The following is a 26,500-nucleotide window of genomic DNA, read 5'->3' as shown; positions in this document are numbered from 1 at the left end:
CCGCCGTCGCGCTCGTTAGGAGTCAGGTCGCCCGGCTGCCCAGTCCCGCCTGAAGACCAGTCACGCCTGAAGAGGACGCGCCTCGCCCATGCCCCGCATCGCCACGCTGACCATGAACCCGACGATCGACGTCTCGTATGACATCGATCGCATGCAACACACCCACAAGATGCGCACCCGCAACGAGCAATATGCCCCCGGCGGCGGCGGCATCAATGTGGCGCGGGTGTTCCAGCGGCTAGGCGGCGAAGCGCTAAATTTCTACCTCTCCGGCGGCGCGACCGGCCCGACGCTGGACGGGCTGCTGGCCGACCATGATCTGGGCTGCTGCCGCATCCCCATCGCAGGTGATACCCGCATCGCCTCTGCCGTGCATGAACTGGGCACCGGCAAGGAATATCGCTTCACGCCGTCCGGGCCGATCGTGGCCGAGGCGGAATGGCAAGCCTGCCTGGACGCCATCTCCGAAGCCCTGCCGCTCGACGCGCTGGTTCTGTCCGGGTCGCTGCCGCAGGGCGTGCCAGTGGATTTCTACGCGCAAGTGGCTGCGATCGCCCGCCAGCGTCATACGCGCGTGGTCATCGACACTTCCGGCGAGCCGCTGCAAGCCGCGCTGGCGGCAGGCGGCATCTTCCTCGCCAAGCCCAGCCAAGGCGAATTGGCCGCCTTGGTCGGACGGCCATTGGAGACGATCGACGATATCGGGTGCGAGGCTCTGGCCATCGTTCGCGCGGGCAAGGCGCAATTCATGGCCGTGACGCTGGGCCATCTGGGAGCCGTTCTGGCGCAGGAAAGCGGCGTGACCTTTCTTCCTGCCCCCAAGATCGAGGCCAAAAGCGCGGTCGGTGCAGGAGACAGCTTCGTGGCGGCGATGATCTTCGCACTGACCACCGGGCAAAGCGTCCATGAGGCATTTTGCCTGGCCATGGCGGCGGGATCTGCAGCGGTGCTATCCCCCGGCACCGGGCTGGCCCACCTGGAGGATATCGCCCGCTTGCAAGCGCAGATTTGCGGCGGCGAAAGCGCGGAAACCACCGTCATCGGTTGACGAACCCCGGGCGGCGCTGCAGTCGCCTGCGTCGTGAGCGATCTTCGAACATCCCCGATGCGCCTGGTCTGGGCCATCGCGCTGCCCGCGATGCTCACCAATATCGCCACCGCCCTGTTCGGCCTGGCTGACATGTGGACGATCGGCCGTCTCGGCGATGCCTCCGCGCAAGGCTCTGTGGAACTGGGCGCAAAGCTGATGTTCGGCCTGTTGAACGCCTTCAACTTCCTGCGCAGCGGCACCATCGCCCTGATCGCGCAGGCCAGCGGGCGCGGCGATGCGCAATTGCAGGCCGGAACGCTCGCGCGGGCGCTGGGCGTCTCGCTGGCGATCGGGCTGCTGCTGCTGGCGGCGATGCCGTTGATCGTGCCCATCGGCCTAGATCTGCTGGAGGCGAAGGGAGCACTGCGTCAGGGAGCCGCCGACTATGTGGCGATCCGTTACTGGTCAGGCCCGATCTGGCTGGCCAATTGCGTGCTGGTCGGCTGGATGATCGGGCGGCGGCGCGTTCGCGCCGTGCTGATGGTGGAGGTCAGCGCCAACATCGCCCACATCGCGCTGGACCTGGCGCTGGTGCTCGGTTTCGGGCTCGGCATCAGCGGGGTGGCCGCTGCGACTTTCCTGTCCGAAGCACTGAAATGCGCGCTGCTGGCAGCGCTGGTGTTTCGCCAGCCAGAGGCCCGGCAGGCGATCAACTTTGCGCGCCACCGCCTGACATGGAGCGGTGCGGCGCTGCGGCCGCTGTTCGCCATCAACCGTGACTTGTTCCTGCGCACCGCGCTGCTGACGGTGGCGTTGCTCTTGCTGGCACGCGGCGGGGCGCAACAGGGGCCAGTCATCCTCGCGGCCAATGGCATCCTGTTCCAGTTGTTCATGCTGGGCACGCTGATCCTCGACGGGTTCGAAAGCGCCGCGCAAGTCCTCTGCGCCGAGTCCGTGGGGGCTCAGGATCGCGCCCGGTTTCGGGCCGTGCTGCGCGCCGCGATAATCGCCGGGGGCGCCGCCGCAGTGGCGCTGTCCCTGATCGGGTTGACCGCAGGCGCGCCGCTGACCGGACTATTCAGCACCGATCCCGCAGTCATCGACGCTGCCGCGCGGGACAGTCTGTGGTTGGCCGTGCTTCCCCTCGCCGGCTTTGCCTCGTTCGTGTTTGATGGCGTTTTCGTGGGGGCCGGGTGGACGCGGGCGATGCTGGGCACGATGATCGCCGCGATGATCCTGTACGTGGCGCTGCTGGCGTTGGCGCATCCGCTGGGCAATGCCGGTCTGTGGCTGGCTTTCAGCGTGTTCTATCTGGCGCGGGGCCTGTTCCAGTTTCTGGTCCTGCCCCGGCTGACGAACCGCAGCTTCAATCCCGCCGCAACACGACCGTGAGATTGTTGGCGGGCATCGCCGTTACCTCCTCGCACCGCAAGCCATGCGTCCGGGCTAGCGCCAGCACCGTTTCCAGATCACGCAATCCCCAGCGAGGATCGCGCGCCTTCAAGCTGGCATCGAACGCGGCATTGCTGGGCGCAAGCGGCACTCCGGCCTGGTGATAAGGACCATACAGCACCATCGGCGCGCCTGATGGCAACAGCCGCTCCGCGCCACGCATCAGTCCCTGTGTCGCTTCCCATGGGCTGATGTGGATCATGTTGATGCACACGATCGCCGCCGCACGATCGACCGGCCAGACGTCTTCTTCAGCATCGAGGCGCAGCGGCACCAGCAGGTTCGGCCAGCCACCCGCATCACGCCACGCGGTGATAGACGCGAGCGCGTCGTCGGAGGGGTCGGTCGGTTGCCAGTTCAGTCCCGGCAGTTGGGCGGCGAAGTAGGCCACATGCTCGCCCGTGCCGCTGGCGATTTCCAGCACTTCGCCCCGCTCCGGCAGAACATGGCGCAGGATGGCGAGGATCGGATCGCGATTGCGCGCGACGGCGGGGGACGAGAGGCGGAAGTCTGACATGGCGCCGCGATAGCCGCGTCGCGCTCACCCGCAAACGCTCTTCCCTCACAAACAACATACTATATACCGCAAAATATCGATTTTGGAGATACCCTCGCTTGCGCCGCACTCTTATCCTTATCGCTGCCGTCATTGCTTTGTTCGGGGCCGGTCTATGGCTGCTGCGACAGACGCCTGCGTCCGATACCGACACGAAGGCGCCCGTCGTCCTGGCCGCCGCCAGCTTGCAAGAGGCGATGGAGGCGGCCGCCGATGCCTGGGCCGCGAAAGGGCATCCGCGGCCGGTCCTCTCCTTCGCCGCCAGTTCGGCGCTTGCCCGGCAGGTGGAGACCGACGCACCGGCGGACCTGTTCATCTCCGCCGATGAAGAATGGATGGATCAGCTGGCGGCGCGCAACAAGATCGATAGGGCGACCCGCGCCACGCTGCTGGGCAACCGCCTGGTCCTGATCGCGCCGGCATCGAGCAAGCTGGCGCTGCAGATCACGCCGGGCTTTCCGCTGGCCCGCGCGCTGGGCGGCGGACGGCTGGCGCTGGCCGATCCGTCCGGCGTTCCGGCGGGCCGCTACGCCAAGCAGGCGCTGGAAACAATGAGCGTCTGGCAGGACGTCTCCAGTCGCATCGCTTCGGGGGACAACGTGCGCGCCGCGTTGTCACTCGTCGCGCGTGGAGAAGCGCCGCTCGGCATCGTCTACGCAACGGACGCCAGGGTGGAACCCAAAGTCCGCGTGGTGGCGACCTTCCCGGAGACCAGCCACGCGGCGATCCTCTATCCGATTGCGCGGCTTTCCGCTTCGCCCAGCAAGGACGCCGCGGGACTGCGCGCGTTCCTGCTCTCGCCAGAGGGTCGCGCGGTGTTCACGCGCTTTGGATTTACCGTGCCGCGGACCTGACGCCTCAATGTCCGGCGGCCGGCTTTATATTCTTTGGTGGACGCGGAGCCAGCCAGATGGCCGACGCTGCGAAGACGAACAGCACGAAGGCCACCATGAACAAGTGGGTGGTTCCCACTGCCGTCGCTTGCTGCATCACAGTTTGATCCAGCACGCCGCGCGCTTGCTCGGTCGAAAAGCCCCGGCCCTGCAGCTTGGTCATCAATTCCGGCGCGCCATTCAGCGATCCCGCCATCTGCGCCGCGTCTGACCGCGCCTGGTTGGTCCAGTACGTCGTCACCACCGCCGTGGCAATCGCACCACCCAGCGTCCGCCCGAAGTTGGCGATACCCGCAGCGGACGCGGTTTCCCGCGGCAATACCGAACCTAGGCTGATCGTGGTCAGCGGGACCATGAACAACGCCACGCCCGCACCTTGCAGCAATTGCGGGGTCGCAAATGTCCAGAAGGTGGCTCCGGCGGACCAGGTGAACGCGCGCATCAGGGCGATCACTCCGATCCAGCCGATCCCCACGAACACCAGCAGCCGGGGATCGAAGCGCTTCATCAAGGCCGGTACGAACGGCGTCACCGCCAGAGCCAGCACGCCGCTGAACGCCATGACCAGGCCGGCATCTGTGGCCGTGTAGTTCAATGAAGTCTGCAACCACTGCGGGATGACCACGATGGACGAGAAATAGGTGCTGAACGCCAGGACCAGCGATAGCGTCGCAGTGGTAAAGCCGGCGTGGCGAAACACCTTGATGTCGACGATCGGATCATCCTCGGTCAATTCCCAGATCACGAAGAACGCGAAGAAGACCGCCGAGACCACGGCGCAGCCGATGATGAAGGGTGAGGCGAACCAATCCTCTTCACGCCCCTTGTCCAGCATGACTTGAAGCGCGCCAACCCAGATGATCAGCAGCCCCAGCCCGACCCCATCGATAGGCCGCTTTTGGCGCATCGTCTCCACCGCCTGCAAGAGCGTGAAGATGGCGAACAGGATCACCACAATGATCGGCACGTTGATAAAGAAGATCCAGTGCCATGACCAGTTATCGCTGATCCAGCCACCCATGATTGGGCCCACGATTGGCGCGACGACGACGGTCAACGCCCACAAGGCCATCGCCTTGGGGTGTAATTCCTTGGGAAAGATCCGCAGCAGCAGTGTCTGGGTAAGCGGCATGATCGGACCGCCGAACAATCCCTGTCCGATGCGGAACACCACCAGCATCGGCAGCGTCTGCGACAGGCCGCACAGCATCGAGAATATGCCGAACCCGATCAGAGAGGTGACGAAGCAGCGCATCGCGCCAAACCGCTGGGAGAGCCAGCCCGTCAGCGGCACGCAGATCGCTTCTGCCACCGCATAGGACGTGATCACCCAGGTGCCGGTCGAGATCGAGACCGCCAGGCCGCCCGCGATATGCGGCACCGCGACGTTGGCGATCGTCATGTCGAGCAGGACGACGAAATTGCAGGCCGCCAAAGCGATCCCGGCCAGCACCAGCCGCACGCCATGAAGCTGTCGGGGCGGCTCCGTCGGCGTGAAGAGGCGGCTGAAGAGCATCAGTCGCGGCCGCCCGTCAGGTCGATCTTCGCTTCCATGGACAAGCCGACCCGCAGCGGATGTTCGCGCAGTTCCTTGGGGTCGAGCTGGATGCGCACCGGCAGGCGCTGGACAACCTTGATCCAGTTGCCCGTGGCGTTCTGCGCCGGAATCAAGGCGAAAGCGGCACCGGTCCCACCGGAGAACCCGACGACCTTGCCGTGATAGACCACGTCATCGCCGTAGAAGTCCGAGATGACTTCCGCCGGCTGGCCCGGGCGCACCTTGCCCAGCTGCGTCTCCTTGAAGTTCGCATCGACATAGAGCTGGTCGACCGGAACGACGATCATGGCGACAGTGCTGTTGGTCACGCGCTGTCCCACCTGCACCATGCGCTGGGCGATGACACCATCGATCGGCGAACGGATCACGGTGCGCTGCAGGGCCAGGCGGGCATTGTTGAGGCGGGCCATCGCACGGCGCACTTCCGGCGCCTCGTTCACGCCCACACCGGCCGTGGCGGCGCGGCTGGCCACTTCCTGCTGACGCGCGCTGGCGGCATCGGCCCGCGCCTGGTTGACGCTGGCCTGCGCTTCGCCGACCGCCGCCTGAGCCGCAGCCAGGGCATTGCGCGCGCTGGTCAGTTCCTCGCCGGATACGGCACCGCTGCCTTCCAGATTGGCGCGACGGCGAAAGTCGGTCTGCGCCTTGTCGAGATTGGCGCGGGCCGTGGCCAGGCGGGCCTGCGCCTCGGGAATTGCGGCTGATTTCGCGTCAGCCGAAGCACCCGCCGCAGAGCCTTGCGCACGCGATTCGGTGTAAGCCCGCTGCGCTGCCGCCAGCATCGCCTCGGCCTCTGTCACGGCGATCTGCTGATCGGCATCATCCAACCGCATCAACAGCTGGCCCCGACGCACGGGCTGCGTGTTAACCACGGCGACTTCGGCGACCTGCCCTTCCGTCAGCGGCGTGATCTGCGCGTTCTCTCCGGCGACGTAGGCGTTGTCGGTCGAAACCGAGCGACTGCCGATGAAGGTGGCATACAGGAAATACAGCAGCGCAACCACCAGCACGACGATGATGACGCCGATGATCAGCGGCTTGCGCCTGGACTTGTCGACCACACTGGTCGGGCTCTCATCTGCCTGAGCAGGCTGCGTGCCGGCACTGTCGCGCGGGCTGTCAGCCGCGGCGTCATGCGCGCGCTGCCCCTCACGATGGCGGTCGTCCGTGGCGAGATCCTGCGCCATGTCAGTCATTGCTCGAAACCTTTTCGTTCGAATTCTCGGCAAAGCCGCCGCCCAGCGCCCGCTTCAGGGCGATCTCGGTGGCAAGCGTGCGGAAATGTGCGTCGATCGCCGCCTCTCGCGCCTCCAGCGCCACTTGCTGCGCGCTCAAGACGTCGATGTAGTTGGACAAACCGGCGTTGTAGCGCTGCGAGGCCAGGCTGAACGCCGCATCGGCATCACGCCGCGCCTGTCGCGCATCCTGCTCCTGCGTCTTGGCCGCCTCGCGGGAGGCAAGCGCGTCCGCCACTTCGCGCAGCGCGGTGACGACTGTCTCGTTGTAATCCGCCACGGCAAGGTCGAATGCGCCCCGGCTCTGGCGGTATTGGCCGCGCAAGCGCCCGCCATCGAAGATCGGCAAGCTGAAGGCCGCTGCGCCGGTGCCATAGTCGGAGCCCGACTTGAACAGGTTCGAAAAGCCCAGCGAGGTCAGGCCGATCAGGCCGCGCAAGGAAATGTCCGGCAGGTACGCGGTCTTGGCGATGTCGAGGCGCTTGCCCGCAGCTTCCGCCCGAAGGCGTGCTGCGACGATATCTGGCCGACGACCCGCGAGCGCGATGCCTGCATCGGGGGACAAAGCCGTTTCCTGGATCGTGCCCAGGACGGCGGGTTTGATATCCAGCCCCCGGTCCGGTCCGGCCCCGAGCAGTGCCGCCAGCGCATGCCGGCGGGCGGCGATCTGCTCGCGATTGGCGGACAACGAGACACGCGCGCGAGACGTCTCTGCCGCAGTTTGCCGCACGGGCGTCTGATTTTCCAAGCCCTGTTCAGACCGGCGGCGGATCAGACCGCCCAAGCTCTCACGCGAGGCGACCGCGGTCGACAGCGACGTATCCCGCTCCAGCAGGCGCGCAAGGTCGAAATAGGAGGAGACGATATTGCTCGCCAGCAAAAGCCGTGCCTGGTCGGCGTCGGTCCGGACGGCGTATTCCTCGGACGTCGCTGCCGCCAGTTGCTTGCGACGGCGGCCCCACAGATCGAGGTCGAAATCACCCGTCAGGGCCAGCTGTCCCGTCTGCTTCCAGCCCTGCGGCAGGAATTCGCGTGGGAAGCCGTTGTTATAGCTCTGCTTGGTCCAGCCGGCTTGCCCCTCGCCATTGATCTGCGGCAGCCCATCCGCACCTGCGACCTGCGTCGCCCCGGTGGCTTGGCGAACACGCGCCGCCGCCGCCGCTACGGAGGGGGAATTGGCCAGGCCTTCCGCCACCAGCGCGTTCAAAGTGGGGTCGCCATAAGCTTCCCACCAGTTTTCCTGAGGCCACGCGGTCGTCATCCCGCCTTGAGCCGAAGCCAATGAGCGAGCACTTTCCAACTGCGCCGGGGGCCGGATCTGCGGGCGATCGCCCAGGTTGGGCATGCCGCACGCGGCAAGGGCCAAAGTCAGCGCCAGACTGCTTCCGGCCCTGATTCGATTTCGAAAATTTCTGCGCATCACGATCGCGCCCATCCTCCTCCGGCTTGCCTGTGTCAAACAAAAAGTGTACTTCCCCGTACGGTATGAAAATAGCCCTGACGAAGCGCGAGATGAACCGCCTGCATCGCCGTACGGCGATCGTGGAGATTGCCACGCGCTCCTTCCTGGAGCGGGGCTACGCGGCCACCAGCATGACCGCGATCTCTGACGAACTCGGCGGATCGAAAGCCACGCTCTGGTCTCACTTCACATCGAAGGAAGAACTGTTCGCCGCCGTGGTCGATGGATTGGTGGAGCGTTTTGCCGCCAGCATAGGCGATCCGCTCGACAGTCATGCGTTCAGCGTCGAAGGGCTGCGAGATCATTGCGTCCGGTTGGCCCGAAAACTGCTGACGCCCGATGCGATCAGCTTGTTCAGCCTCATCATCGCCGAAGGACGCCGCTTCCCCGAGATCAGGCATGTCTTCCATGATCGCGCTCCAGCCCGCGCTCAACGGCAGATGACCGCGTTCCTTGCCACCGCCATGGACGCTGCCGAAGCCGCTCGCATGGCCCGCATCGTCAACGCCGCGATGGTGGGGTACCGTACGCATGCGCTCACCCGGCCAGAACTGCCTACGGATGAAGAGATCGTTCAATTCGTGGATGACTTCATTGCCCATCTGCGTTTGCCCGCATACGAAAGCATTCCTGAAGACAAATCAGGCTAAGCGTCCTGCCGGGTCCCAACGGACGGCGGGGCCTCGCGTTGCAGGAGTAAGCGTTTGTCAGCACCCGATCTTTCGCTTCTCGGCAAACGCCGGCTTGGCCCGATGTTCGCCGTCCAGTTCCTGGGCGCCTTTAATGACAACCTGTTGAAATACGCGCTGGTGTTCCTGGCCAGCTTCACGATCTACAAGGGCGATCCGGACAAGGCGGGCCAGCTGGGCCTGATATCGACCGGCCTGTTCATCCTGCCCTACTTCCTGTTCTCCTCGATCGCCGGCCAGCTGGCGGACCGGATGGACAAGGCCCGCCTCGTCCGGCTGGTGAAGACGGCCGAAATCGTGATCATGGCGTTCGCCCTGGCCGGCTTCTGGTTCCAGTCGATCCCGCTGCTGCTAGCGTGCCTGTTCGGCATGGGCGTGCATTCCACCGTGTTCGGCCCGGTGAAATACTCGATCCTGCCCCAGCACCTGCATTCTAACGAGATCATGGGCGGCACCGGCCTGGTAGAAGGCGGCACCTTCCTGGCGATCCTGGGCGGGCAACTGCTGGCGGGCTTCATCCCCGCGTGGGAGGCGGGCCTCGTCGCCGTGGGTCTGGCCACGCTGGGTCTGGCAATGAGCTTCGCCGTCCCCGCCGCCCCACCCACTGCGGGAAAGCGTGCGCCGATCGATCTCAACATCGCGCGCGGCACGTGGAACATCCTGAAGGCTGCGCACAATGGCCGCGGGGTGTGGCTGGCGATCCTGGGCATCAGCTGGTTCTTCAGTGCCGGCGCGGTGCTGACAATTGAACTGGCACCGCTGGTTTCCGGGCAGTTTTCGGGATCGCAGCATGTCGTGAACCTGCTGCTGGCGGTGTTCTCGGTGGGTGTGGCGCTGGGCTCGGTGGCCGTGAACCGCCTGCTCAAGGGCGAGGTATCCGCCCGCTATGTGCCTGTCAGCGCGCTGCTGATGGCGGCGGGCATGATCGACCTGTGGCTCTCCTCCCACGCCTTCCAGCCGCAAGTGAACGGTGCGAAGGTGGCCGAATTTGTCGCCAATCCCGGCTCCTGGCGCGTTCTGGCCGACATCTTCGTGATCGCCTTTGCGGGTGGCATGTTCATCGTGCCGCTCTATGCGATCCTGCAGGTCTGGACCGCGCCCGAGCAACGCTCGCAAGTGATCGCGGCGAACAACATCGTGAACGCGGCGGTCAACGTCCTGGTCGTCGCAGTCGCGGCAGGCTTGGTGGCGAGCGGCGTGGATATCCCCGGCGTCATCGGCACGCTGGGTTTCGCCACGCTGGCGGTCGCGCTGATCAGCGTGTGGCTGCTGCCCGAGACGGTGTTCAAGAGCGTGGTGCGGTGGGTGCTGAAGGCGCTCTACCGGGTCGAAGTTACCGGTGCGGAGAACATGCCGGCAGAGGGCACGCCCGCCGTCGTCGTGGTCAACCACATTAGCCTGCTGGACGGCGTGCTGCTGGGCGCGTTCCTGCCGGGCAAGCCGACTTTCGCGATCAACACCCAGATCGCCAAGGCGTGGTGGGTGAAGCCCTTCCTCAAGCTATTCGAGGCCTTTCCGGTCGATCCCACCAACCCCATGGCCGCCAAGGCGATGGTGCGCGCGGTCAAGGAGGGCAAGACGCTGGTGATCTTCCCCGAAGGCCGCATCACTGTGACGGGCGCCCTGATGAAGGTGTTCGACGGCCCTGGCATGGTGGCGGACAAGGCCCACGCGCCGATCGTGCCGGTGCGCCTGGACGGCCCGCAATTCACGCCTTTCTCGCACCTGAAGGGCAAAGTCCGCACGCGCCTTTTCCCCAAGATCAGCATCACCGTGCTGCCCCCGCGCCGCTTCGAAATTGAGGGCGAGATGTCCGCGCGCCAGCGTCGCGCCACGGCAGGTCGCCAGCTCTACGATGTCATGAGCACGATGATCTTCGACACCTCGCACACGGATAGCACCTTGTTCGCAGCCCTGTGCGAAGCGCGGCACCTGCACGGCGGCGGCTCCGCCGTCGTCGAGGATACCAAGCGCGAGCCGCTGAGCTACGATCGCCTGATCCTCGCCTCGGAACTGCTGGGTGAGCAACTGGCCTATGGCACCCGCCCCGCCGAGAACGTGGGTGTGCTGCTGCCCAATGTGGCGGGCGTGGCGGTCGCCTTCTTCGGGCTGCAAGCCGAGGGCCGCGTGCCTGCGATGCTGAACTTCACCGCGGGGCAGGCCAACCTGCTCTCCGCTTGTGAAACGGCCTGCATCCGCACTGTCGTCACCGCCCATGCCTTTGTCGAGCAAGCCAAGCTGGGCGAGATCGTCAGCGCGCTGGAGGCAGACGGCCGCCGGATCTTCTATCTGGAGGATGTCGCCAAGCGGATCGGCACCTGGGCCAAGCTGTGGAAGCTGCTGACCAAGCTGGGCGCGGCAAACCGCCACAAGGCGCGGCGCATCTCGCCCGAAGCGCCGGCGGTGGTGCTGTTCACCAGCGGCTCCGAAGGCACGCCCAAGGGCGTCGTCCTCACCCACCGTAACCTCTTGTCCAACTGCGCGCAGCTGGCCGCGCGCGTGGACTTCAACCCCGCAGACATCGTGCTGAATGCGCTGCCGGTGTTCCACTCCTTCGGCCTGACCGGCGGCACGCTGCTGCCGCTGTTCAACGGCGTTAAGACTGTGCTCTACCCCAGCCCGCTGCATTATCGCATCGTGCCCGCGCTGGCCTATGACGCCAACGCCACGATCATGTTCGGCACCGATACGTTCCTGGCCGGCTATGCCCGCATGGCGCACAGCTATGACTTCTATTCGCTGCGCTACATCTTCGCCGGGGCCGAGCGCGTGCGCGACGAAACGCGCAAGGCCTATGCCGACAAGTTCGGCCTGCGCATCCTGGAAGGCTACGGCGCGACCGAGGCCGGACCGGTGATCGCGGTCAACACGCCGATGCACTTCAAGGCGGGCACAGTCGGCCGCCTGCTCCCGGCCATCGACCAGAAACTGGAACCCGTCGAAGGCATCGACGAAGGCGGCCGCCTGTTCATCCGCGGCCCGAACGTGATGGCAGGTTATCTGCTCGCCAGCGATCCCGGAACATTGCAACCGCCCGAAGGCGGCTGGCATGATACCGGCGATATCGTAACCATCGACGATGAAGGCTTCATCGCCATCAAGGGCCGCGCCAAGCGCTTCGCGAAGATCGGTGGCGAGATGGTGTCGCTGCCGGCCGTCGAAGGTTACGCGGCCAAAGTCTTCCCCGACGCGGAAAACGCAGTCGTCACGCGTCCAGACCCCAAGAAGGGCGAACAGCTCGTTTTGTTCACCACCGCCAAGGGCGCGGAGGGCAAGGCGCTGCTCAGCTGGGGCAAGGCCAATGGCGTCACCGAACTGATGCTGCCGCGCGACGTGCGCGTCGTCGATGCGCTGCCGGTGCTGGGCACGGGCAAGCTGGACTATGTGACGATGACCAAGCTGGCAGCGGAAAAAGCCGGATCAGCACCAGCGGAGGCGGAAAGCGATGATCCGGCGGAGGATGGGGAGGGAAGCTAACCGCTTCCCCCGGCCAACGTCTTACGCCCTCCCCGTTCGTGTCGAGCATAGTCGAGACGCGCTGGCGCAGTGCTGCCGTGTCTCGACTTCCCTCGACACGAACGGGGCTCGACACGAACGGACCAGAAATCGATCGTTCGCCTGATCAAAATCAAAAGGTCAGCAGTTAAAGCCAGCCTTGCTCCTGATACCATTCCGCCGTGGTTTTCAGCCCGCCGCGCGTCTCGATCTTGGGTTCCCAGATATGGCCCGGCACTTGCGCATCGGCGTGCCCGGTCCAATCGGGATGGCTGAGATAGCCCGCCCGATCCGGTGTCATCTTGGCGGCCTTGCCACGCAGGAAGCCATCCACTCCCGCCGCGCGGCGCAAGGCCGCAGGCGAAAGCCCCAGCACGCGGGGGCGCCGCCCCACTGCCCAGCCGATCGCCAGTGCCAGCTCGCGATGCTCCCAGCCACCGGGGCGACCGTCGTCAGGCTCCAAGGTCTGGCCGCTCACATCATCGGCGCCGGGTAGCAACGCCACCAGCAGGCGTGCCAGATCCTCGACATGAATGATCGAGGCGCGCCCGTCGCGAGGTACCGGCACCACGCCCCAGCGGGCGGCGCGGAACAGCTCGAACATCTCCTTGTCACGCGGGCCGTAGATCGCGGGCGGGCGCACGATGGTCCAATCGAGCAGGCTGGCCTTCACCACCGTCTCACCGCGCGCCTTGGAGGCACCATAGGCCGACAACCCCGGCTCCCGCGCCGACAGCGAGGAGACATGCACGAAACGTGGCACGCCCTCGTCCCGCGCGGCTTCCACCAGGCTGAGCGTGCCATGGACATTGCCGGTGACAAAGCCCTGGGGCTCAGCCGCATTCACCACCCCCGCTACGTGGATCACCGCATCCACGCCGCGCACCAGCTCGGCCAGAGCCTCCCGGTTGGACAAATCGCCCAACACCCACTCCACGCCCGCCAGTGGCACCTGGATAGAGCGGGCAAGCGCGGACACCTCATGACCCGCATCCAGCAGGCACTCCAGCACCGCCCGGCCGACAAAGCCGGTGCCACCCGTCAGCGCGACGATCACTTCAAGACCAACTGGTCGCGATGAATCACGGCAGAGCGCGGCGCGTAGCCCAGCAGTTCGGCATGTTCGCTGCTGTGCCGCCCCTGCAACCGCGTGCATTCGGCGGCATCATACTCGGCCAAGCCATGCGCGATCACCCGGCCCGCGGGCGCGCAGATCGCCACGGGATCGCCACGCTCGAACAGGCCATCGACGCGAGTCACGCCCTTCGCGAGCAGACTGGACCCGCGCGAAAGAGCCGCCGCCGCGCCCGCATCGACGTGCAGTTCGCCCTTCAACCGCAAACGCCCGCCCAGCCAGGCCTTGCGCGCGCCGGAGCGGCGATGGGCGCGAAACAGCGTCCCGATACCCTGTTGCGTCACCCGCGCGATCGGTTGGGCATGCGTTCCGTTGCCTATGACCAGCGCGATGCCCGCCAGTTCCGCAATCTCGGCCGCCTGCAACTTGGAGGTCATTCCGCCCGAGCCCATGCCCGACGCCGATTCGCGGCTCGCCATCGCGTGGATTTCGGGCGTGATGCCATCCACTTCGGCGATGCGCTCCGCCCCCGGCTCCTTGGGATTGCGGGTATAGAGCCCGTCCACGTCCGACAGCAGCAGGACCGCGCTGGCCTGCGCCGCCTGCGCCACGCGTGCCGCCAGCCGATCGTTATCGCCAAAGCGGATTTCCTGCGTGGCGACCGAATCGTTCTCGTTGATCACGGGAACCGCGCCCGCGTCCAGAAGCCGCGCCAGCGTGGCGGTGACGTTCAGATACCGGCGGCGATCTTCCAGATCGTCCAGCGTCAGCAGGATCTGCGCCGCCGTCAGGCCATGATCGCCCAGCAATTCGGCCCAGAGCCCGGACAGCGCGATCTGGCCGACGGCGGCGGCGGCCTGCGCATCGGCCAGACTGCCGCGTCCGCCCTTCTCCAGACCCAGCCGCGACGCGCCCAAGGCAATCGCGCCGGACGAGACGACGATGATCCGCTGCCCACGCCCGCGCGCTGCGGCGATTTCATTGACCAGTTCCTGCAGCCACTCTCGCCGCACGCCTTCGTGCCCCACAAGCAGCGCCGAGCCGACTTTGACCACCAGCAGCGGGCAGCGCGTGTTGTCGGACAAGTCGGATAAGCTGGCGATCGTCATGAGAGCGTCAGCCTCTAGGCAAAACCACCCGCGATGGGAAGCGCGGGGCATGGCACGCACGGCACGGCATATCGATGCCGATGGGGACAAACCCAAGCGCTGCGGCAACAGCCTCCAGGGCGGGAGCCATCAGCGCGGGTAGGTCATAGCGGGGACCAGGGCTCCTGATCCACCTCTTCCTGCTCGCCCTGCGGTCGTTCCGTGGCAGTGGCGGCAGGCAGATGCGAGATCACCGCGTCCAGCAGCGCATCCATGCCCGCTCCCGTCGCACCGGAAATGGCGAAGACCTGCTCGGCGCCGGCCTCTTGCAGTTCGGCGGCAAAACCGGCCGCCAGCTCGGTATCGGCCAAGTCGATCTTGTTGAGCACGATCAGGCGTGGCTTTTCATCGAGACCTTCGCCGTACGCGGCCAGTTCTTCCTCCACCACCTGCATCGCTTCGGCAGGATCTGTGCCGGCAATGTCGATCAGATGGATCAAAACCCGGCAACGCTCGATATGACCCAGGAAGCGATCGCCAATGCCTGCGCCGTCAGCCGCGCCGGCGATCAGGCCGGGAATGTCGGCCAGCACGAACTCACGGTTCTTGTGGCGCACCACGCCCAGTTGCGGGTGCAGAGTGGTGAAGGGATACGCGCCCACCTTGGCGTGCGTGTTGGTAAGCTGGTTGATGAAGGTGGATTTGCCCGCGTTGGGCAGCCCGACCAGGCCGACATCGGCCAGCAGCTTCAGTCGCAGCCAAACGTAGGCTTCCTGACCCGGCAGACCCGGCTGATGCTGGCGCGGCGCGCGGTTGGTGCTTGTCTTGTACGAGGCGTTGCCGCGACCACCCAGGCCGCCTTCGAACAGCACCACGCGTTGTCCGGCTTCGGTCAGGTCGGCCAGAACCGTGTCGCGATCTTCGTCATCGGCGATGATCTGCGTGCCCACCGGCACCTTGATCACCAAGTCCTTGCCCTGCGCGCCCTTGCGATCCTTGCCCATGCCATGGCCACCGCGCGGGGCCTTGAAGTGCTGGGTGTAGCGAAAGTCGATCAGCGTATTGAGCCCGGCCACCGCCTCGAACACGATATCCGCGCCCTTGCCGCCGTCGCCGCCATCAGGCCCGCCATACTCGACGTACTTCTCACGCCGGAAGCTGACCGCACCCGGGCCACCGCCGCCTGAGCGGATATAGATTTTGGCTTGATCGAGAAAATGCATGGCGGTTCAGTCCGGTGTGTTCTGCGCTGAGCGGCACGGCCCGGCAAACGCGAACGGCCGCACGTTGTGCGGCCGTCATACGACAAATTCAATCACTGGTGGAGCCGAGGGGGATCGAACCCCTGACCTCGTCATTGCGAACGACGCGCTCTCCCAGCTGAGCTACGGCCCCGTTCCAGCAATTGCGCGATGCGGGTACGCTCGCATCACGAGCGGCCCCGTTAGCGAAGGGACCGCATCAAGGGAAGAGCTAAATTGCCCCCGAACCACCGCCACCTTACTGCGGGCGGGCAACGGTCCCGGTGGAAACGCCAGACACTGCTCCAGCGGGCGGACCGGCAGAGTTCTGCGCCTGGTTGGGTGCGACCACTACGATGCCGCCGTACTTGGCCTGCCATGCCGCCAAGTCTGCGCGATACTGATCGTAGGCGTTGAAGAACGCCATGAACGGTGCTTCGAACTTGGAGAGGCCCATGGGTGCGTAAGCCTCCAACTGACCGGCCGGGAGCACCGCGATCTCCGTGGCCAGTTGCATCGCCGCATCGCAGAAGCTGGCCTTCACCGGGGGCACCGAGAAGAAGTTGTAGACCTGGGTCTGGTAGGTCTCACGCTCGCGCGTGCCGCTCTTGCCGAATGCGCCGTTGAAATTCTTTTTCAGTTCCGCATCGGCCTTGTCGAGCGACTTGTCATGAACCTTGAGGAACGACTTGTAGCCTTCCAACACGGGATTGTACTTGGCATCCACGCAGTTGAGCGCAGCCACGTTATATGCCGAGCGCAGGTTCCATACCGCCTGAGCGGTGGAAACGCTGGAATTCACCGTCTTGCGCGTGCCGTCAGGAGCCGCTTCGGGGATGCGCATGTTCTCTTGCGCGCCCATCGGCGGTTGCGGCTGGGGCGGGATCACCACGACCGGCGGCGGCGGTGGCGGCGGAACCTTCTTGGCGCAACCAGCCATCAGGCTGATCACCACCAACGGGATCAGCTTAAGCGGAGTAGGGATAGACCCCCTGATGTTCGCAGCCGTCACCCGACCCTCTTCAATTATCGCGAGAAAACCCATCTAACCGGTTCAGCCGACAAAGCAAATGCCCGGCACGAAGCAGTCGCGCCGGGCATTGCCATTCACCTGTGGAAGATTTCAGCCCGGATGAGCCGACCGCCTTCCGATCAGTCCCGCTGACCCATGAAGCTAAGCAGGAACTGGAACATGTTGATGAAATCGAGATAGAGGCTGAGTGCGCCCATCACGATCGCCTTGCCGGCAAACTCTGTACCGGCCAGCACATAGTATTCCTGCTTCAGGCGCTGCGTGTCGTAGGCGGTGAGGCCCGCGAAGATCAGCACGCCCAGGATCGAGATGCCCATCTGCAGCGCGCTGGACTGTACGAACAGGTTGATCACCATGGCAATCATGATGCCGATCAAGCCCATGATCATGAACGAGCCCATGCCCGACAGGTCCTTCTTCGTGGTGTAGCCCACCAGGCTAAGACCTGCGAACGCACCCGCCGTCGCAAAGAAGGTGGTGGCGATCGACGCGCCGGTGAACACCAGGAAGATCGACGAGAGCGAGAGGCCCATCACGATCGCGAAGCCCCAGAACAGCAGCTGCAACGTGGAGGTGCGCATCTTGTTCACGCCAAAGCTCATCGCCATGACGAAGCCCAGCGGAGCCAGCATGATGACCCAGCGAAGCGGCGTGGTCAGCACTTGAGCCGCCATGCCGGACTGCGCGAACAGCAACGCCACAACGCCCGAAAGCAGCACGCCGGAAGCCATGTAATTGTAGATCGACAGCATGTGCCGACGCAGGCCGGCATCGTAGCCGACACGCGTGCCGGTACGGCCACCCAGGCTCGGGGACGCACCTAAGCCCGAACGGGGCTGGGGGTCGTTCCAGTTAGCCATTTCAAACTCCTTTCCGGCACCGCCCAATGCGATGGTTTCCGGACATCAGCGAATATCGCTCGCCGGGATCAACAATTCAAGGAGGAGAGAGTTGCCTATCGCGTAACGAAGTGTGTCAGCCACCGCGTGCCGCCGCACCCATTTCAGCGGAGCGCCGCTCCGCCGCCGCCATGGCCGCCGCCACCACCTTGGACAGCGCGGCCTGATCGTCGAGCACATCCAGCCCAGCCTGAGTCGCGCCACCAGGGCTCGCCACGCGGCGCGCCAGTTCGCCCGGACCGTGGGGCGATGCCGCCGCCAGAAGCGCGGACCCCTCCGAAGTGGCGAGAGCCAGTCGTTGCGCCTGATCCTCGGCTATACCCAAGGCCACCGCCCCTGCCGCCAACGCATCGATGAAACGATAGACGAAGGCCGGGCCGCATCCGGCCAATGCCGTCACCGCATCGAACAGGCCCTCTTTCGCCAGCCACTCCGGCGTGCCCAAAGGAGCCAGCAGCGCCGTCAATTCGGCCTGAGCCGCATCGTCCAGCCCACGGCCGGACAGCGCCAGCGGCGATCGGCCGATCGCGGCGGCCAGGTTGGGCATGATCCGCACGATCCCGCCAGCGCGCGGGAAGCGTGCCGACAGCGTCGCCAATTCCACGCCGGCCAGGATGGACAGCAAGGTCGTTTGCGGCCCGATCAGTGCCTCCACTTGTGGGGTAACCGCACCCAGCAATTGGGGCTTCACCCCCAGCAGGACGACATCGAACGCGGCATCCGGTACATCGCGAACCAGGGTCACGCCGTCCGGCGCGGCGCTCATGCCCGGGTCCATGATGGTCACGCGCGCCGGATCGACGCCCCCGGTCAGCCAGCCCTGCAGCATCGCGCCGCCCATGTTGCCACAGCCAACGATGAGGATCGTGTCGAACTTCGCCATTTGCGCCTTTGCCCTCAAGCTTCGCCGGCAGCGTCGACCATCGCGGCCGCCAGCGCTTCGGTCGGCGTCTTGTCGCCCCACAGGATGAACTGGAACACCGGATAGAAGCGATCGCACTCATCGATCGCCGCTTCCACCACGGTCTGCGCCTGCGCCGGGCCGAGCAGTCCGTCCTCGCCCAGCATCAGACCATGACGATAGAGCACGACACCGCCGCTGGACCACATATCGAAGTGGCCGACCCACAGTTGCTCGTTAATCAGCGTCAGCGCCTCATGCATCGCGGCGCGCTTCGGCTCCGGGACGCGGATTTCCGGCAGACACAGCAATTGCACGACGCGATCTTCCGCGCGCCAGATCGCCTGGAACTGATAGGTGGCCCAGCTGCCCTTCACCTCGGCAGAGATTTCGTCCTCGCCGGTGTACTCGTGCGGCCAGTCTCGCGCCTCGAACAGCGCGGCCAGCATCTCTACCGGTGCGGCGTCTTCCTCCCGCTCGATGTCGTCTCCAACGCTTCTCATAATCCCAGACATCACGCCTCCATGACGTGTATCGATTGCGGCCTCACCGGCCCTGCGCACAATCGTCGCGGATCAATGACCTGCGCAAAACTCGACAAGTCTGTGAACAGCGTGTGGATAAGCCGGTAAAAGTTCGCTTACCTTATTTCGCGCCAAGTGGCTCCACCACCTGTCCGGCAGTGCTGGACCACACGAAAGCCCCGGCAAAATCGGCCTTCTTCGCCTGTGCCACGAAAGCCGATGCCGCCTTTTGAGTCTCAAACGGGCCGACGAGGATGCGATTGGTGCGGCCCATATCGATAGTGGAGGCCTTGCGGCCTTTCAGCAGAGCCGGATTTTCCTTCACGAACCGCCGCCAGTCAAAGGCGATCGCATCCATGTTGCGGCCCACGCCAATCTGCACCCAAGTGCGGCTCGGGTTGCTTTTGAGCAGCTTCTCGGCATCGGCCTTTTTCTTGTCCTCAGCCTTTTTCGCCTCCGCTTTCTTGGCGTCGGCCTTGGCCTTCTTAGGGTCGAGCTTGACGTCCTTCAGCGGCGCAGCCTTGGTATCGATTGCGCCTGCATCCGCGAGCTTGGCTTCGGCCGCCTTCCTGGAGCCCGGCTTTGCAGTGGCGGCCTTGGCCAGAGCCGGCGCCTCGGGCGCTACGGCCTCCGGCTCACGCACCGGGACATTCTTGGCCGGTACGATGGCGCGGATGTCCACTGCGCCTGAAACCGGAGCGGCCGCCCGGCTCGGTGACCCGAGATCGGCAAAGATCTTTTCCAGAGATACGGGATCGGGCGGGGTTTCGCCCGCTGCTGGCGGCGGCGTGCTGGTGCCTGAGGCGCTGGGGCCTGCCGTGGGGGCAAGGCGCGCCAGGTCGAAGCCTGGGACTGGCGCCGTGTTCGCCGTAGCAGTGGGAGCCGGGGTCGGTGCTGCAGAAGAACCCGAAGCCAGGGCTGGCGATGCCGGAGCAGCTGGCGGTGTGGTGGGGACGGATGAACGGCCCGGCACTTGCGGTTGCGCGCTGGCAAGAGCGGCGCTGCCCGCGTTTGCCGCCGGTGAAGCGCTTACCGCCCCGGGAAGCACGATCGATCCGCTTCGCACCGTCGCGGACCCGGTGCCCGCTATCGCGCCGTAATTCTGGTTAGCAGCCGGCACAGCAGAGCGCTCAACCGTCGTTTCGCGGCGCGCGTAGCTGGCAGATGGAGCAGGCGACGGTGCCGGTGTCAGCGGCTGACGCGAGGTGGTCGTCTGGACTGTCGGGCGACTGGCATCGTTCATGGCCAGCGTTCCGCGACCGCCGCCGCCGATCGCTGGCAGCTCGCCGTCACTGCTCTGGCTGATCGCAGGCCGCGGATCGGGTGGTGCAACGCGCGATGCCGCCGCTGACGAGGCGCGAGCCAATTGCGCGGCCTTCTCTTGCGCGCGGCGTTGCGATCGGGTCAACGGCGGCGCTGCCGGCACGCTCCGTGCGCCGCTTCCCAGCTGCTGGCCCCGGGGGATCAGGCCCGCATCCGCGGCAGCCATTCGCGGTGCCGAAGCGGCATAGGCAGCAATGGCGGGATCATCGCGACCGATCTCCGACGCGCGGGGAAACTTGCCCAGATTGGCAGCCGCTGCCTGCTGCGCCCGTGTCAGCCGGGGCATGTATCGCAGGTATGGCGTAACGCTTTGCGCGAGGGGACCCGGAAGAATCGCGTTGACGGTATCGACCGCTTCCTTGGTCTTACCCTCGATCGCGAGCGCAAAGGCGTGGGATCGCCAGCCGGGTTTGTCCTGCTTGCGCAGCAGCGGCATCAGCATGACTTCCGAACCGGCGGTATCACCGGTGATCGCCAGGCTCACCCCCAGCCGACGGCGGGTTTCATCGTCGGCGTTTCGGGTCAGTGCTGCGCGGTAATAGCGCTGTGCGGTAATTGGGTCACCGACCAGATCATAGGCAAGGCCCCGGTCGGACGTGACGTCGACACCGGCACCACCCGCCTCGGCGGCGGCGAACAGCGGGATCGCCTTGATGGGATCGCCCTGCAGCACCAAAGCGCGGGCCGTTCCCGCTTTTATCCGGGCATTGTTGGGGGAGATGGCGTCGGCGCGGGTGTAAAAACCCACGGCCGCTTCCGGATCGCCAAGCGAATTGGCGGCATCGCCGGCGTCCACCAAGGCCATGTAATCGCGTGGATCACGCGCGATACGGGCCAAAGCCGCGCTCAATCGCTGGGAGGCGGCGCTGGGCGGGCGCTGCACGACGGGCCGGGAAACCGTTGGGACGGACTGGGCCACGGCGGAGCCAGCGCTGGCCGCCAGGGCAACACCAGCTACACCGGCCAACCAGCCTGAAAGGCGGTGCCTCATATCCAAACTACCCACAGTTTATCCTGGCCGATCGCATCAGCCAGCCCCTACCCATCACAAGCTTAACCCGGCAGGAACGATCACGAAAACCGTTCCTGCCCATGGGCTTACTGATTGTTCTGTCGACCTAGGAAACGCGGGATCGCGATAGAGCCGCTATCATCGTCGTCCGGGTTTTCGCTCGGCGCTGGACGCGAACCGCGCGAAAGGTTCGACATACGCTCAAACAAAGTGCTGCCGGTCGATGCCGGACGCTGCACCGGAGCCGCCGCAGCGGGCTTGGCCGCAGGGGCCGGAGCAGCCGCCGCCGGGGCGGATTCCGACAGGAACGTGCGGCGGCGCATCGGCGAGACCGGCTCGGCGGCGTCGGCCTGAAGGTCGAGTTCGTCCTGACGCGTGCCACGTTGCGCGGGAGCCGGCGCCGCAGCACCGTCGCCATAAGGCTGAAGCTGCGCAGAGGTGGCCGCCGTTTCTTCGGGGGCCAGTTCCTCGGCACCGCCCAGATCGAACGCGCTGTCATCCTCGGCGACTTCGGCGTCCTGGCCAAGATCGAAAGGCTCGGGCGCGGCCTGCGAGGCCGCTGGTGGCGCGAACGAGGGCACAGGCGCACGCTCAGCGGAAGGTGCCGCAGCAGGACGAACCGGTCCGCGCGAACTGCCCAGATTCATCGGGCGGGAGGCGATCTCGGCCTGCTCGGCCGATTGCTCTATACCGGTGGCGACCACCGACACGCGAATCTTGCCCTGCAGGTCAGGATTGAACGCGGAACCCCAGATGATGTTCGCGTCGCTGTCGACCAGTTCTCGGATGTGGTTGGCGGCCTCATCCACTTCCAGCAGCTTCATGTCGTCGCCGCCGATGATCGAGATGATCACGCCCTTGGCACCTTGCATCGATACGCCATCGAGCAGCGGATTGGCGATGGCGCGTTCGGCGGCCTCGAGCGCACGGTTGGGGCCTTCGCCCTCACCCGTGCCCATCATCGCCTTGCCCATTTCACCCATGACCGAGCGCACGTCAGCAAAGTCGAGGTTGATAAGGCCCGGCATCACCATCAGGTCGGTGATCGAGCGCACGCCCTGCTGCAGCACCTCGTCAGCCAGCCCGAAAGCCTCCTTGAAGGTGGTGTCCGCCTTGGCGACCAGGAACAGGTTCTGGTTGGGGATGACGATCAGCGTGTCGACATGCTTTTGCAGTTCGTCGATGCCGGTCTCGGCAGAGCGCATGCGGCGCGTGCCTTCGAACATGAACGGCTTGGTGACCACGCCCACGGTCAGCACGCCCTTGTCACGCGCGGCCTTGGCGATGATCGGTGCGGCGCCGGTGCCGGTGCCGCCGCCCATGCCAGCGGCGATGAACACCATGTGAACGCCCTCGAGCAGACGATCGATCTCTTCGATCGTCTCTTCGGCGGCGGCGCGGCCCACTTCAGGCCGCGAGCCTGCACCCAGGCCCTGGGTGATATCGGGGCCCAGCTGAATGCGATTTTCGGCGATCGAGCTGTTCAGCGCCTGCGCGTCAGTGTTGGCGACGATAAAATCCACACCCTCGATCTGGGCCTGGATCATGTTGGCGATGGCGTTGCCGCCTGCACCACCCACACCGATCACGAGGATACGAGGACGCAGCTCTTCAATCGCCGGCGGTCCGATATTGATGCTCATCTTACTCTCCTGGCAGACACGCGCGGCAAGAAATCATTGACCAAATCTGATGGCACAGCCCTGCGCCGGGAAGCAAAGCATCGCAAGGCTTTGTCCACAACAGACAAGCGTAATTCGGACACATTTCGGCGATGCGGCATCGGATCGGGGCGAGACGCCATCCGGAATCATCACCTGCGACGCCATCATCTAGAAATATTGCCGGAAAGCGCGATAGATACGCCCTGCCGTGCCCATCCGCTCCGAACGCACGGACAGCTGCCGGCGACTGTTGAGCGTGCGAATGTCGATGGGATCGGCGGAGGCGTAAAGCACCAGACCGGCCAGTGTGGAAAAGCCCGGCTTTACATGCGCTTCGGCCAAGCCATTGAGATGTGGCACCCGGCCGATGCGCACCGGCTTGCCCAGGGCGGCCTGCGCATAATCAGCCAGGCCTACCAGTTCGGCGCCGCCGCCGGTGAATACCACCTGCTTGCCGCGTTGGCCGTTGAAACGCATCGCCTTGAGCGCTTTGTTGACCTCTTCCATCAAGGTGCCCAGCTGCCCGGTGATGACCGCGATCAGCTCGGCACGCGGAATGCGGTTCTTGTCATCGGCATGGCGCGCGATCGGCCCGGTTTCTTCCTCACCGGGAGCGTTGACTGGGATCATCTCGCGATGGTCCGCTGGGCTGGCAAGCGCCGAGCCGTTGACGCACTTCAGCCGTTCCGCCTGGAAGCGACGAATGCCGAACGCCGAAGCGATCGCGTCGGTCACATCGGCCGAACCCATCGGGATCGAGGTCAAGCCCGTCAGCATTCCTTGCGAATAGATCGCCACGTTCGTGACTTCCGCGCCGAACTCCACCAGAGCGACGCCCAGATCCCGCTCCTCGGGCGACAAGCAGGCATGGCCCGCCGCCACGGGTGAGCCGACCACCGCTTCTACCTCCAGGTGCGCGGATTGCACCGCTTCCGTCAGGTTGCGGATCGGCGCGCCATCCGCCAGCATGATGTGGATATCGACGCCAAGCCGCTCGGCGTGAAGTCCGCGTGGATTAGCGACACCGTGCGCTCCGTCGAGCCGATATTGCGCCGGTTGCGCGTGAAGCACCATGCGCCCGTCAGGCCGGATCACGTCCCGCGCGGAACTGAGCAGTTCGTCGATGTCCTCCTGCTCAATCCGGCGACCGCCGATCTCGGCATCCACCTCGGCAACCTGGCAGGCGAGGCCCGCGCCCGAGCAGCCGATCCAGACGCGCTGCACAGACGTGTCCGCCATTTTCTCCGCGCGGTCGATCGCATCGCGGATGGCGTAAGTAGCCGCAGTCATGTCCGTCACATAACCACGGCGCACGCCCTGGCTGGCGCGGTGGCCGGAACCCAGCACCACGACGTCACCCACATCGGAAATACCTGCAACTATGGCGGAAATGCGGAACGAGCCGATGTTGACGGCCCCGAACACGCGGCTGATGCGGGGAGTGGAAGATCGCGCGCCAGCCATCAGTTCGCCTCCCCCTTGCGTGTCGCCCCGGCCTTGATCGCGGCCGCCTCCGCCTCGCGGCCAGGAATCCGCAAGTAGATGCGATCAGGCGCGCGCATATCGAATATCGTGACTTTACCGCCGAGCAGCCGATTTGTTCCATCGAGACGCGCAAAGGACACGAGGGCACTGGCCGCCTCCTGCTCGCCCTCCGGCAAGGCCAGGACCTGCCCGGTCTTGAACGTGATGTTCCACCGGCGGTTGCCGATCCATTCGGCTTCCTGCACTCGGGGCTTGAGCGCGGGCGCGGCGTCCAGCACGCGGGACAGCGCAATCACCTGCTGGCCCGCGCCCAGCCCGGACACGATCAGCTTACCTTGCGCCCGCCCGCGCGCCACCGTCTCCAGCTCGTGCCCCGTCTCGTCGATCAGAACGAAGCGATCGACCTTGCGTAGAACCGCGTGCGGCTCGCGCTCGACGATGTCGATCACCAGCGTATCGGGCAACTGGCGAGAAACGCGCGCATCCTTGACCCACGAAAGGCCGAGCAGGTCCTGCCGCAGCGCATCGAGATCGACCAGCGGCATCGCCCGGTCACGCTGGGCCAGTGCCCGTTCGTAGACCTTCAGTTCGTTGAGATTCTTAACCCCGCGCACGTCCACATGGCGCACCTCGAAGCCCGCGCCGGACGCCACTTGCGCCACTTGCAGGTTCGCCAGGGCCGGCAATCCCGCCGCCGACGCCACGACCACTGCCAACACAGCCGCGCCCGCCAGGATGGCGAACAGGAAGATGCGGTGCAGCTGCGCTTCGCTGAACGGCAGCGCCGCCATCGCCATGTCGAGAACCGAGCCGGTGCGCGCCTTGGCCTGATTAACACGGGCCTTCTTGCCCTGCGCCGCCGCGGTCTTGCGAACATTCGTCGCCTTGCGGCGGATCGTCTGGCTCATGGTGTGCCGGCCCGCTCGCGCGCATCGGCCAGTGCCTCGGCGATGATCGCCTCGACCAGATCGGGGTACTCCATACCGCAAGCCTTCGCCTGCTCCGGCACCAGGCTCAGCGGGGTCATGCCAGGCTGCGTATTCACTTCCAGCAGGAACAGGCCTTCCACGCCCTGCTCGTCATCCCAGCGAAAGTCCGAACGGCTGGTGCCCTTGCAACCCAGCAACTTGTGCGCGCGCAGGGCGATGTCCTTGCAGGCCGCGGTGATGTCATCCGGGATATCGGCCGGGCAGATATGCTCGGTCATGCCATCGGTGTATTTGGCGTCGAAATCGTAGAAGCCGGACTTAGGCCGCAGTTCGGTGACGAGCAGGGCACGATCGCCGATGACGGCCGTGGTCAGTTCACGTCCGCGAATGAACGGCTCTGCCAGCAGGCGATCGAAGTCCTGCCACGGCCCCTTTGCGTCACGGGAAACCGGATTGCCATAATTGCCCTGGTCCGTGACGATCGCCACGCCGACAGAAGAACCTTCGTTCACCGGCTTCAGCACATAGGGGCGCGGCAGCGGGTCTCGCTCGAAAATCTCTTCGCACGGCACGATTCGCCCGCCAGGCATCGGAATGCCGTGGGGGACCAGCGCCTGCTTGGTCAGCTCCTTATCGATCGCGATGACCGAAGTGGAGAGGCCGGAATGCGTGTAAGTGAGGCCCATCAGGTCCATCATGCCCTGAACGGTGCCATCCTCACCGGGCGAGCCGTGGAGCGCGTTGAACACGACGTCGGGCTTGGCCTCCGCCAGCTTGAGCGCGACATCGCGGCCCATGTCGATCCGGGTCACGCGGTGGCCCTTGGACTCCAGGGCCTTGGCCACGCCCTCGCCGCTCATCAGCGAGACGGGCCGCTCGGATGACCAACCGCCCATCAGCACTGCGACGTGAAGTTTGCCGATGGTCATGCGCGATCTCCGTTCGGGATGGCCGTA

At 65.4% G+C, this 26,500-nt stretch carries 21 protein-coding genes and 1 tRNA gene; 5 read left to right on the top strand and 17 right to left on the bottom strand.

Translation table 11 applies throughout. The annotated features are described in order from the left end of the window. Positions 1 to 88 precede the first annotated feature (88 nt). Both GGR39_RS04915 and GGR39_RS04910 read left to right on the top strand, forming a co-directional pair. Positions 89 to 1,048, top strand: coding sequence for a 1-phosphofructokinase family hexose kinase (locus GGR39_RS04915; protein ID WP_183616139.1), 960 nt, complete (start codon positions 89 to 91; stop codon positions 1,046 to 1,048). A 33-nt stretch (positions 1,049 to 1,081) separates the two neighbouring features. Further along, the gene (locus tag GGR39_RS04910) at positions 1,082 to 2,422 is read left to right on the top strand and encodes an MATE family efflux transporter (protein ID WP_343055777.1); all 1,341 of its coding nucleotides are present in this window, start codon (positions 1,082 to 1,084) and stop codon (positions 2,420 to 2,422) included. Here GGR39_RS04910 and GGR39_RS04905 read toward each other — a convergent pair. Further along, on the bottom strand, positions 2,397 to 2,999 hold the full coding sequence (locus GGR39_RS04905; RefSeq protein ID WP_183616138.1) for a DUF938 domain-containing protein: 603 nt from the start codon (positions 2,997 to 2,999) through the stop codon (positions 2,397 to 2,399). The genes GGR39_RS04910 and GGR39_RS04905 overlap by 26 nt on opposite strands. Before the next feature lie 98 nt (positions 3,000 to 3,097). Between GGR39_RS04905 and modA the strand changes: the two genes are divergently transcribed. After that, a complete protein-coding gene (gene modA / locus GGR39_RS04900; RefSeq protein ID WP_183616137.1) occupies positions 3,098 to 3,892 on the top strand; it encodes a molybdate ABC transporter substrate-binding protein in 795 nt (264 codons plus the stop codon). Positions 3,893 to 3,896: 4 nt separating this feature from the next. Here the strand turns inward: modA and GGR39_RS04895 are convergent, their stop codons facing one another. The 3 genes from GGR39_RS04895 to GGR39_RS04885 are packed head-to-tail and all read right to left on the bottom strand — an operon-like array spanning position 3,897 to position 8,090. Then, the gene (locus GGR39_RS04895; protein WP_183616136.1) at positions 3,897 to 5,447 is read right to left on the bottom strand and encodes a DHA2 family efflux MFS transporter permease subunit; all 1,551 of its coding nucleotides are present in this window, start codon (positions 5,445 to 5,447) and stop codon (positions 3,897 to 3,899) included. Continuing rightward, positions 5,447 to 6,685: an HlyD family secretion protein gene (locus tag GGR39_RS04890; RefSeq protein ID WP_246388338.1), complete on the bottom strand. Its 1,239-nt coding sequence runs from the start codon at positions 6,683 to 6,685 to the stop codon at positions 5,447 to 5,449. Before GGR39_RS04890 ends, GGR39_RS04895 begins: the two co-directional genes overlap by 1 nt. After that, positions 6,678 to 8,090: an efflux transporter outer membrane subunit gene (locus GGR39_RS04885; RefSeq protein ID WP_246388336.1), complete on the bottom strand. Its 1,413-nt coding sequence runs from the start codon at positions 8,088 to 8,090 to the stop codon at positions 6,678 to 6,680. Before GGR39_RS04885 ends, GGR39_RS04890 begins: the two co-directional genes overlap by 8 nt. A gap of 146 nt (positions 8,091 to 8,236) precedes the next feature. Here GGR39_RS04885 and GGR39_RS04880 point away from each other — a divergent pair, with 146 nt between their 5' ends. Together GGR39_RS04880 and GGR39_RS04875 are read left to right on the top strand one after the other, a co-directional pair. Continuing rightward, on the top strand, positions 8,237 to 8,836 hold the full coding sequence (locus GGR39_RS04880; RefSeq protein WP_246388334.1) for a TetR/AcrR family transcriptional regulator: 600 nt from the start codon (positions 8,237 to 8,239) through the stop codon (positions 8,834 to 8,836). Positions 8,837 to 8,890: 54 nt separating this feature from the next. Further along, positions 8,891 to 12,352: an acyl-[ACP]--phospholipid O-acyltransferase gene (locus tag GGR39_RS04875; protein ID WP_183616134.1), complete on the top strand. Its 3,462-nt coding sequence runs from the start codon at positions 8,891 to 8,893 to the stop codon at positions 12,350 to 12,352. A 166-nt stretch (positions 12,353 to 12,518) separates the two neighbouring features. Here GGR39_RS04875 and GGR39_RS04870 read toward each other — a convergent pair whose 3' ends face one another. From GGR39_RS04870 to GGR39_RS04810, 13 genes are all read right to left on the bottom strand, one after another. Then, positions 12,519 to 13,427 carry an NAD-dependent epimerase/dehydratase family protein gene (locus tag GGR39_RS04870; RefSeq protein WP_343055776.1) on the bottom strand — a complete coding sequence of 303 codons (909 nt, stop codon included), beginning with the start codon at positions 13,425 to 13,427 and terminating at the stop codon, positions 12,519 to 12,521. After that, complete coding sequence (gene proB, locus GGR39_RS04865) at positions 13,424 to 14,554, bottom strand: glutamate 5-kinase (protein ID WP_183616132.1); 1,131 nt, start codon at positions 14,552 to 14,554, stop codon at positions 13,424 to 13,426. The genes GGR39_RS04870 and proB overlap by 4 nt, the downstream gene beginning before the upstream one ends. Before the next feature lie 143 nt (positions 14,555 to 14,697). Then, entirely contained in the window at positions 14,698 to 15,756 is a 1,059-nt protein-coding gene (gene obgE / locus GGR39_RS04860) for a GTPase ObgE (protein WP_183616131.1), read from the bottom strand. A 96-nt stretch (positions 15,757 to 15,852) separates the two neighbouring features. Next, positions 15,853 to 15,928 (bottom strand) — tRNA-Ala (locus GGR39_RS04855). Positions 15,929 to 16,033: 105 nt separating this feature from the next. Beyond that, complete coding sequence (locus tag GGR39_RS04850) at positions 16,034 to 16,786, bottom strand: hypothetical protein (protein ID WP_183616130.1); 753 nt, start codon at positions 16,784 to 16,786, stop codon at positions 16,034 to 16,036. Positions 16,787 to 16,926: 140 nt separating this feature from the next. Then, the gene (locus GGR39_RS04845; protein WP_183616129.1) at positions 16,927 to 17,667 is read right to left on the bottom strand and encodes a Bax inhibitor-1/YccA family protein; all 741 of its coding nucleotides are present in this window, start codon (positions 17,665 to 17,667) and stop codon (positions 16,927 to 16,929) included. Positions 17,668 to 17,782: 115 nt separating this feature from the next. Continuing rightward, a complete protein-coding gene (locus GGR39_RS04840) occupies positions 17,783 to 18,589 on the bottom strand; it encodes a pyrroline-5-carboxylate reductase family protein (RefSeq protein ID WP_183616128.1) in 807 nt (268 codons plus the stop codon). A 14-nt stretch (positions 18,590 to 18,603) separates the two neighbouring features. Continuing rightward, on the bottom strand, positions 18,604 to 19,122 hold the full coding sequence (locus tag GGR39_RS04835) for a type III secretion system chaperone family protein (RefSeq protein ID WP_082667796.1): 519 nt from the start codon (positions 19,120 to 19,122) through the stop codon (positions 18,604 to 18,606). 130 nt (positions 19,123 to 19,252) lie between these two features. Continuing rightward, positions 19,253 to 21,460 (bottom strand): SPOR domain-containing protein, encoded by a 2,208-nt coding sequence (locus GGR39_RS04830; protein WP_221225970.1) that lies wholly within the window; start codon positions 21,458 to 21,460, stop codon positions 19,253 to 19,255. A gap of 92 nt (positions 21,461 to 21,552) precedes the next feature. Then, positions 21,553 to 23,109, bottom strand: coding sequence for a cell division protein FtsZ (gene ftsZ, locus GGR39_RS04825; RefSeq protein ID WP_183616126.1), 1,557 nt, complete (start codon positions 23,107 to 23,109; stop codon positions 21,553 to 21,555). A gap of 189 nt (positions 23,110 to 23,298) precedes the next feature. After that, positions 23,299 to 24,594, bottom strand: coding sequence for a cell division protein FtsA (gene ftsA / locus GGR39_RS04820; protein WP_058735168.1), 1,296 nt, complete (start codon positions 24,592 to 24,594; stop codon positions 23,299 to 23,301). Beyond that, positions 24,594 to 25,523, bottom strand: a complete 930-nt coding sequence (locus tag GGR39_RS04815; protein WP_183616125.1) for a cell division protein FtsQ/DivIB — start codon at positions 25,521 to 25,523, stop codon at positions 24,594 to 24,596. Before GGR39_RS04815 ends, ftsA begins: the two co-directional genes overlap by 1 nt. Further along, on the bottom strand, positions 25,520 to 26,473 hold the full coding sequence (locus tag GGR39_RS04810) for a D-alanine--D-alanine ligase (protein ID WP_058735170.1): 954 nt from the start codon (positions 26,471 to 26,473) through the stop codon (positions 25,520 to 25,522). Before GGR39_RS04810 ends, GGR39_RS04815 begins: the two co-directional genes overlap by 4 nt. Positions 26,474 to 26,500 lie beyond the last annotated feature (27 nt).

The organism is Novosphingobium fluoreni, from assembly GCF_014196615.1.
GTDB lineage: Bacteria > Pseudomonadota > Alphaproteobacteria > Sphingomonadales > Sphingomonadaceae > Novosphingobium > Novosphingobium fluoreni.
The sequence above is the reverse complement of the archived record's forward strand: the minus strand, read 5'-3'. Positions and strand labels throughout refer to the sequence as shown.

Coding starts and splice junctions, on each gene's coding strand:
- GGR39_RS04915 (WP_183616139.1), top strand. CDS start 89: ATGCCCCGCATCGCCACGCTGACCATGAACCCGACGATCGACGTCTCG.
- GGR39_RS04905 (WP_183616138.1), bottom strand. CDS start 2,999: ATGTCAGACTTCCGCCTCTCGTCCCCCGCCGTCGCGCGCAATCGCGAT.
- GGR39_RS04895 (WP_183616136.1), bottom strand. CDS start 5,447: ATGCTCTTCAGCCGCCTCTTCACGCCGACGGAGCCGCCCCGACAGCTT.
- GGR39_RS04890 (WP_246388338.1), bottom strand. CDS start 6,685: ATGACTGACATGGCGCAGGATCTCGCCACGGACGACCGCCATCGTGAG.
- GGR39_RS04880 (WP_246388334.1), top strand. CDS start 8,237: ATGAACCGCCTGCATCGCCGTACGGCGATCGTGGAGATTGCCACGCGC.
- proB (WP_183616132.1), bottom strand. CDS start 14,554: ATGACGATCGCCAGCTTATCCGACTTGTCCGACAACACGCGCTGCCCG.
- obgE (WP_183616131.1), bottom strand. CDS start 15,756: ATGCATTTTCTCGATCAAGCCAAAATCTATATCCGCTCAGGCGGCGGT.
- GGR39_RS04845 (WP_183616129.1), bottom strand. CDS start 17,667: ATGGCTAACTGGAACGACCCCCAGCCCCGTTCGGGCTTAGGTGCGTCC.
- GGR39_RS04840 (WP_183616128.1), bottom strand. CDS start 18,589: ATGGCGAAGTTCGACACGATCCTCATCGTTGGCTGTGGCAACATGGGC.
- GGR39_RS04835 (WP_082667796.1), bottom strand. CDS start 19,122: ATGTCTGGGATTATGAGAAGCGTTGGAGACGACATCGAGCGGGAGGAA.
- ftsZ (WP_183616126.1), bottom strand. CDS start 23,109: ATGAGCATCAATATCGGACCGCCGGCGATTGAAGAGCTGCGTCCTCGT.
- ftsA (WP_058735168.1), bottom strand. CDS start 24,594: ATGGCTGGCGCGCGATCTTCCACTCCCCGCATCAGCCGCGTGTTCGGG.
- GGR39_RS04815 (WP_183616125.1), bottom strand. CDS start 25,523: ATGAGCCAGACGATCCGCCGCAAGGCGACGAATGTTCGCAAGACCGCG.
- GGR39_RS04810 (WP_058735170.1), bottom strand. CDS start 26,473: ATGACCATCGGCAAACTTCACGTCGCAGTGCTGATGGGCGGTTGGTCA.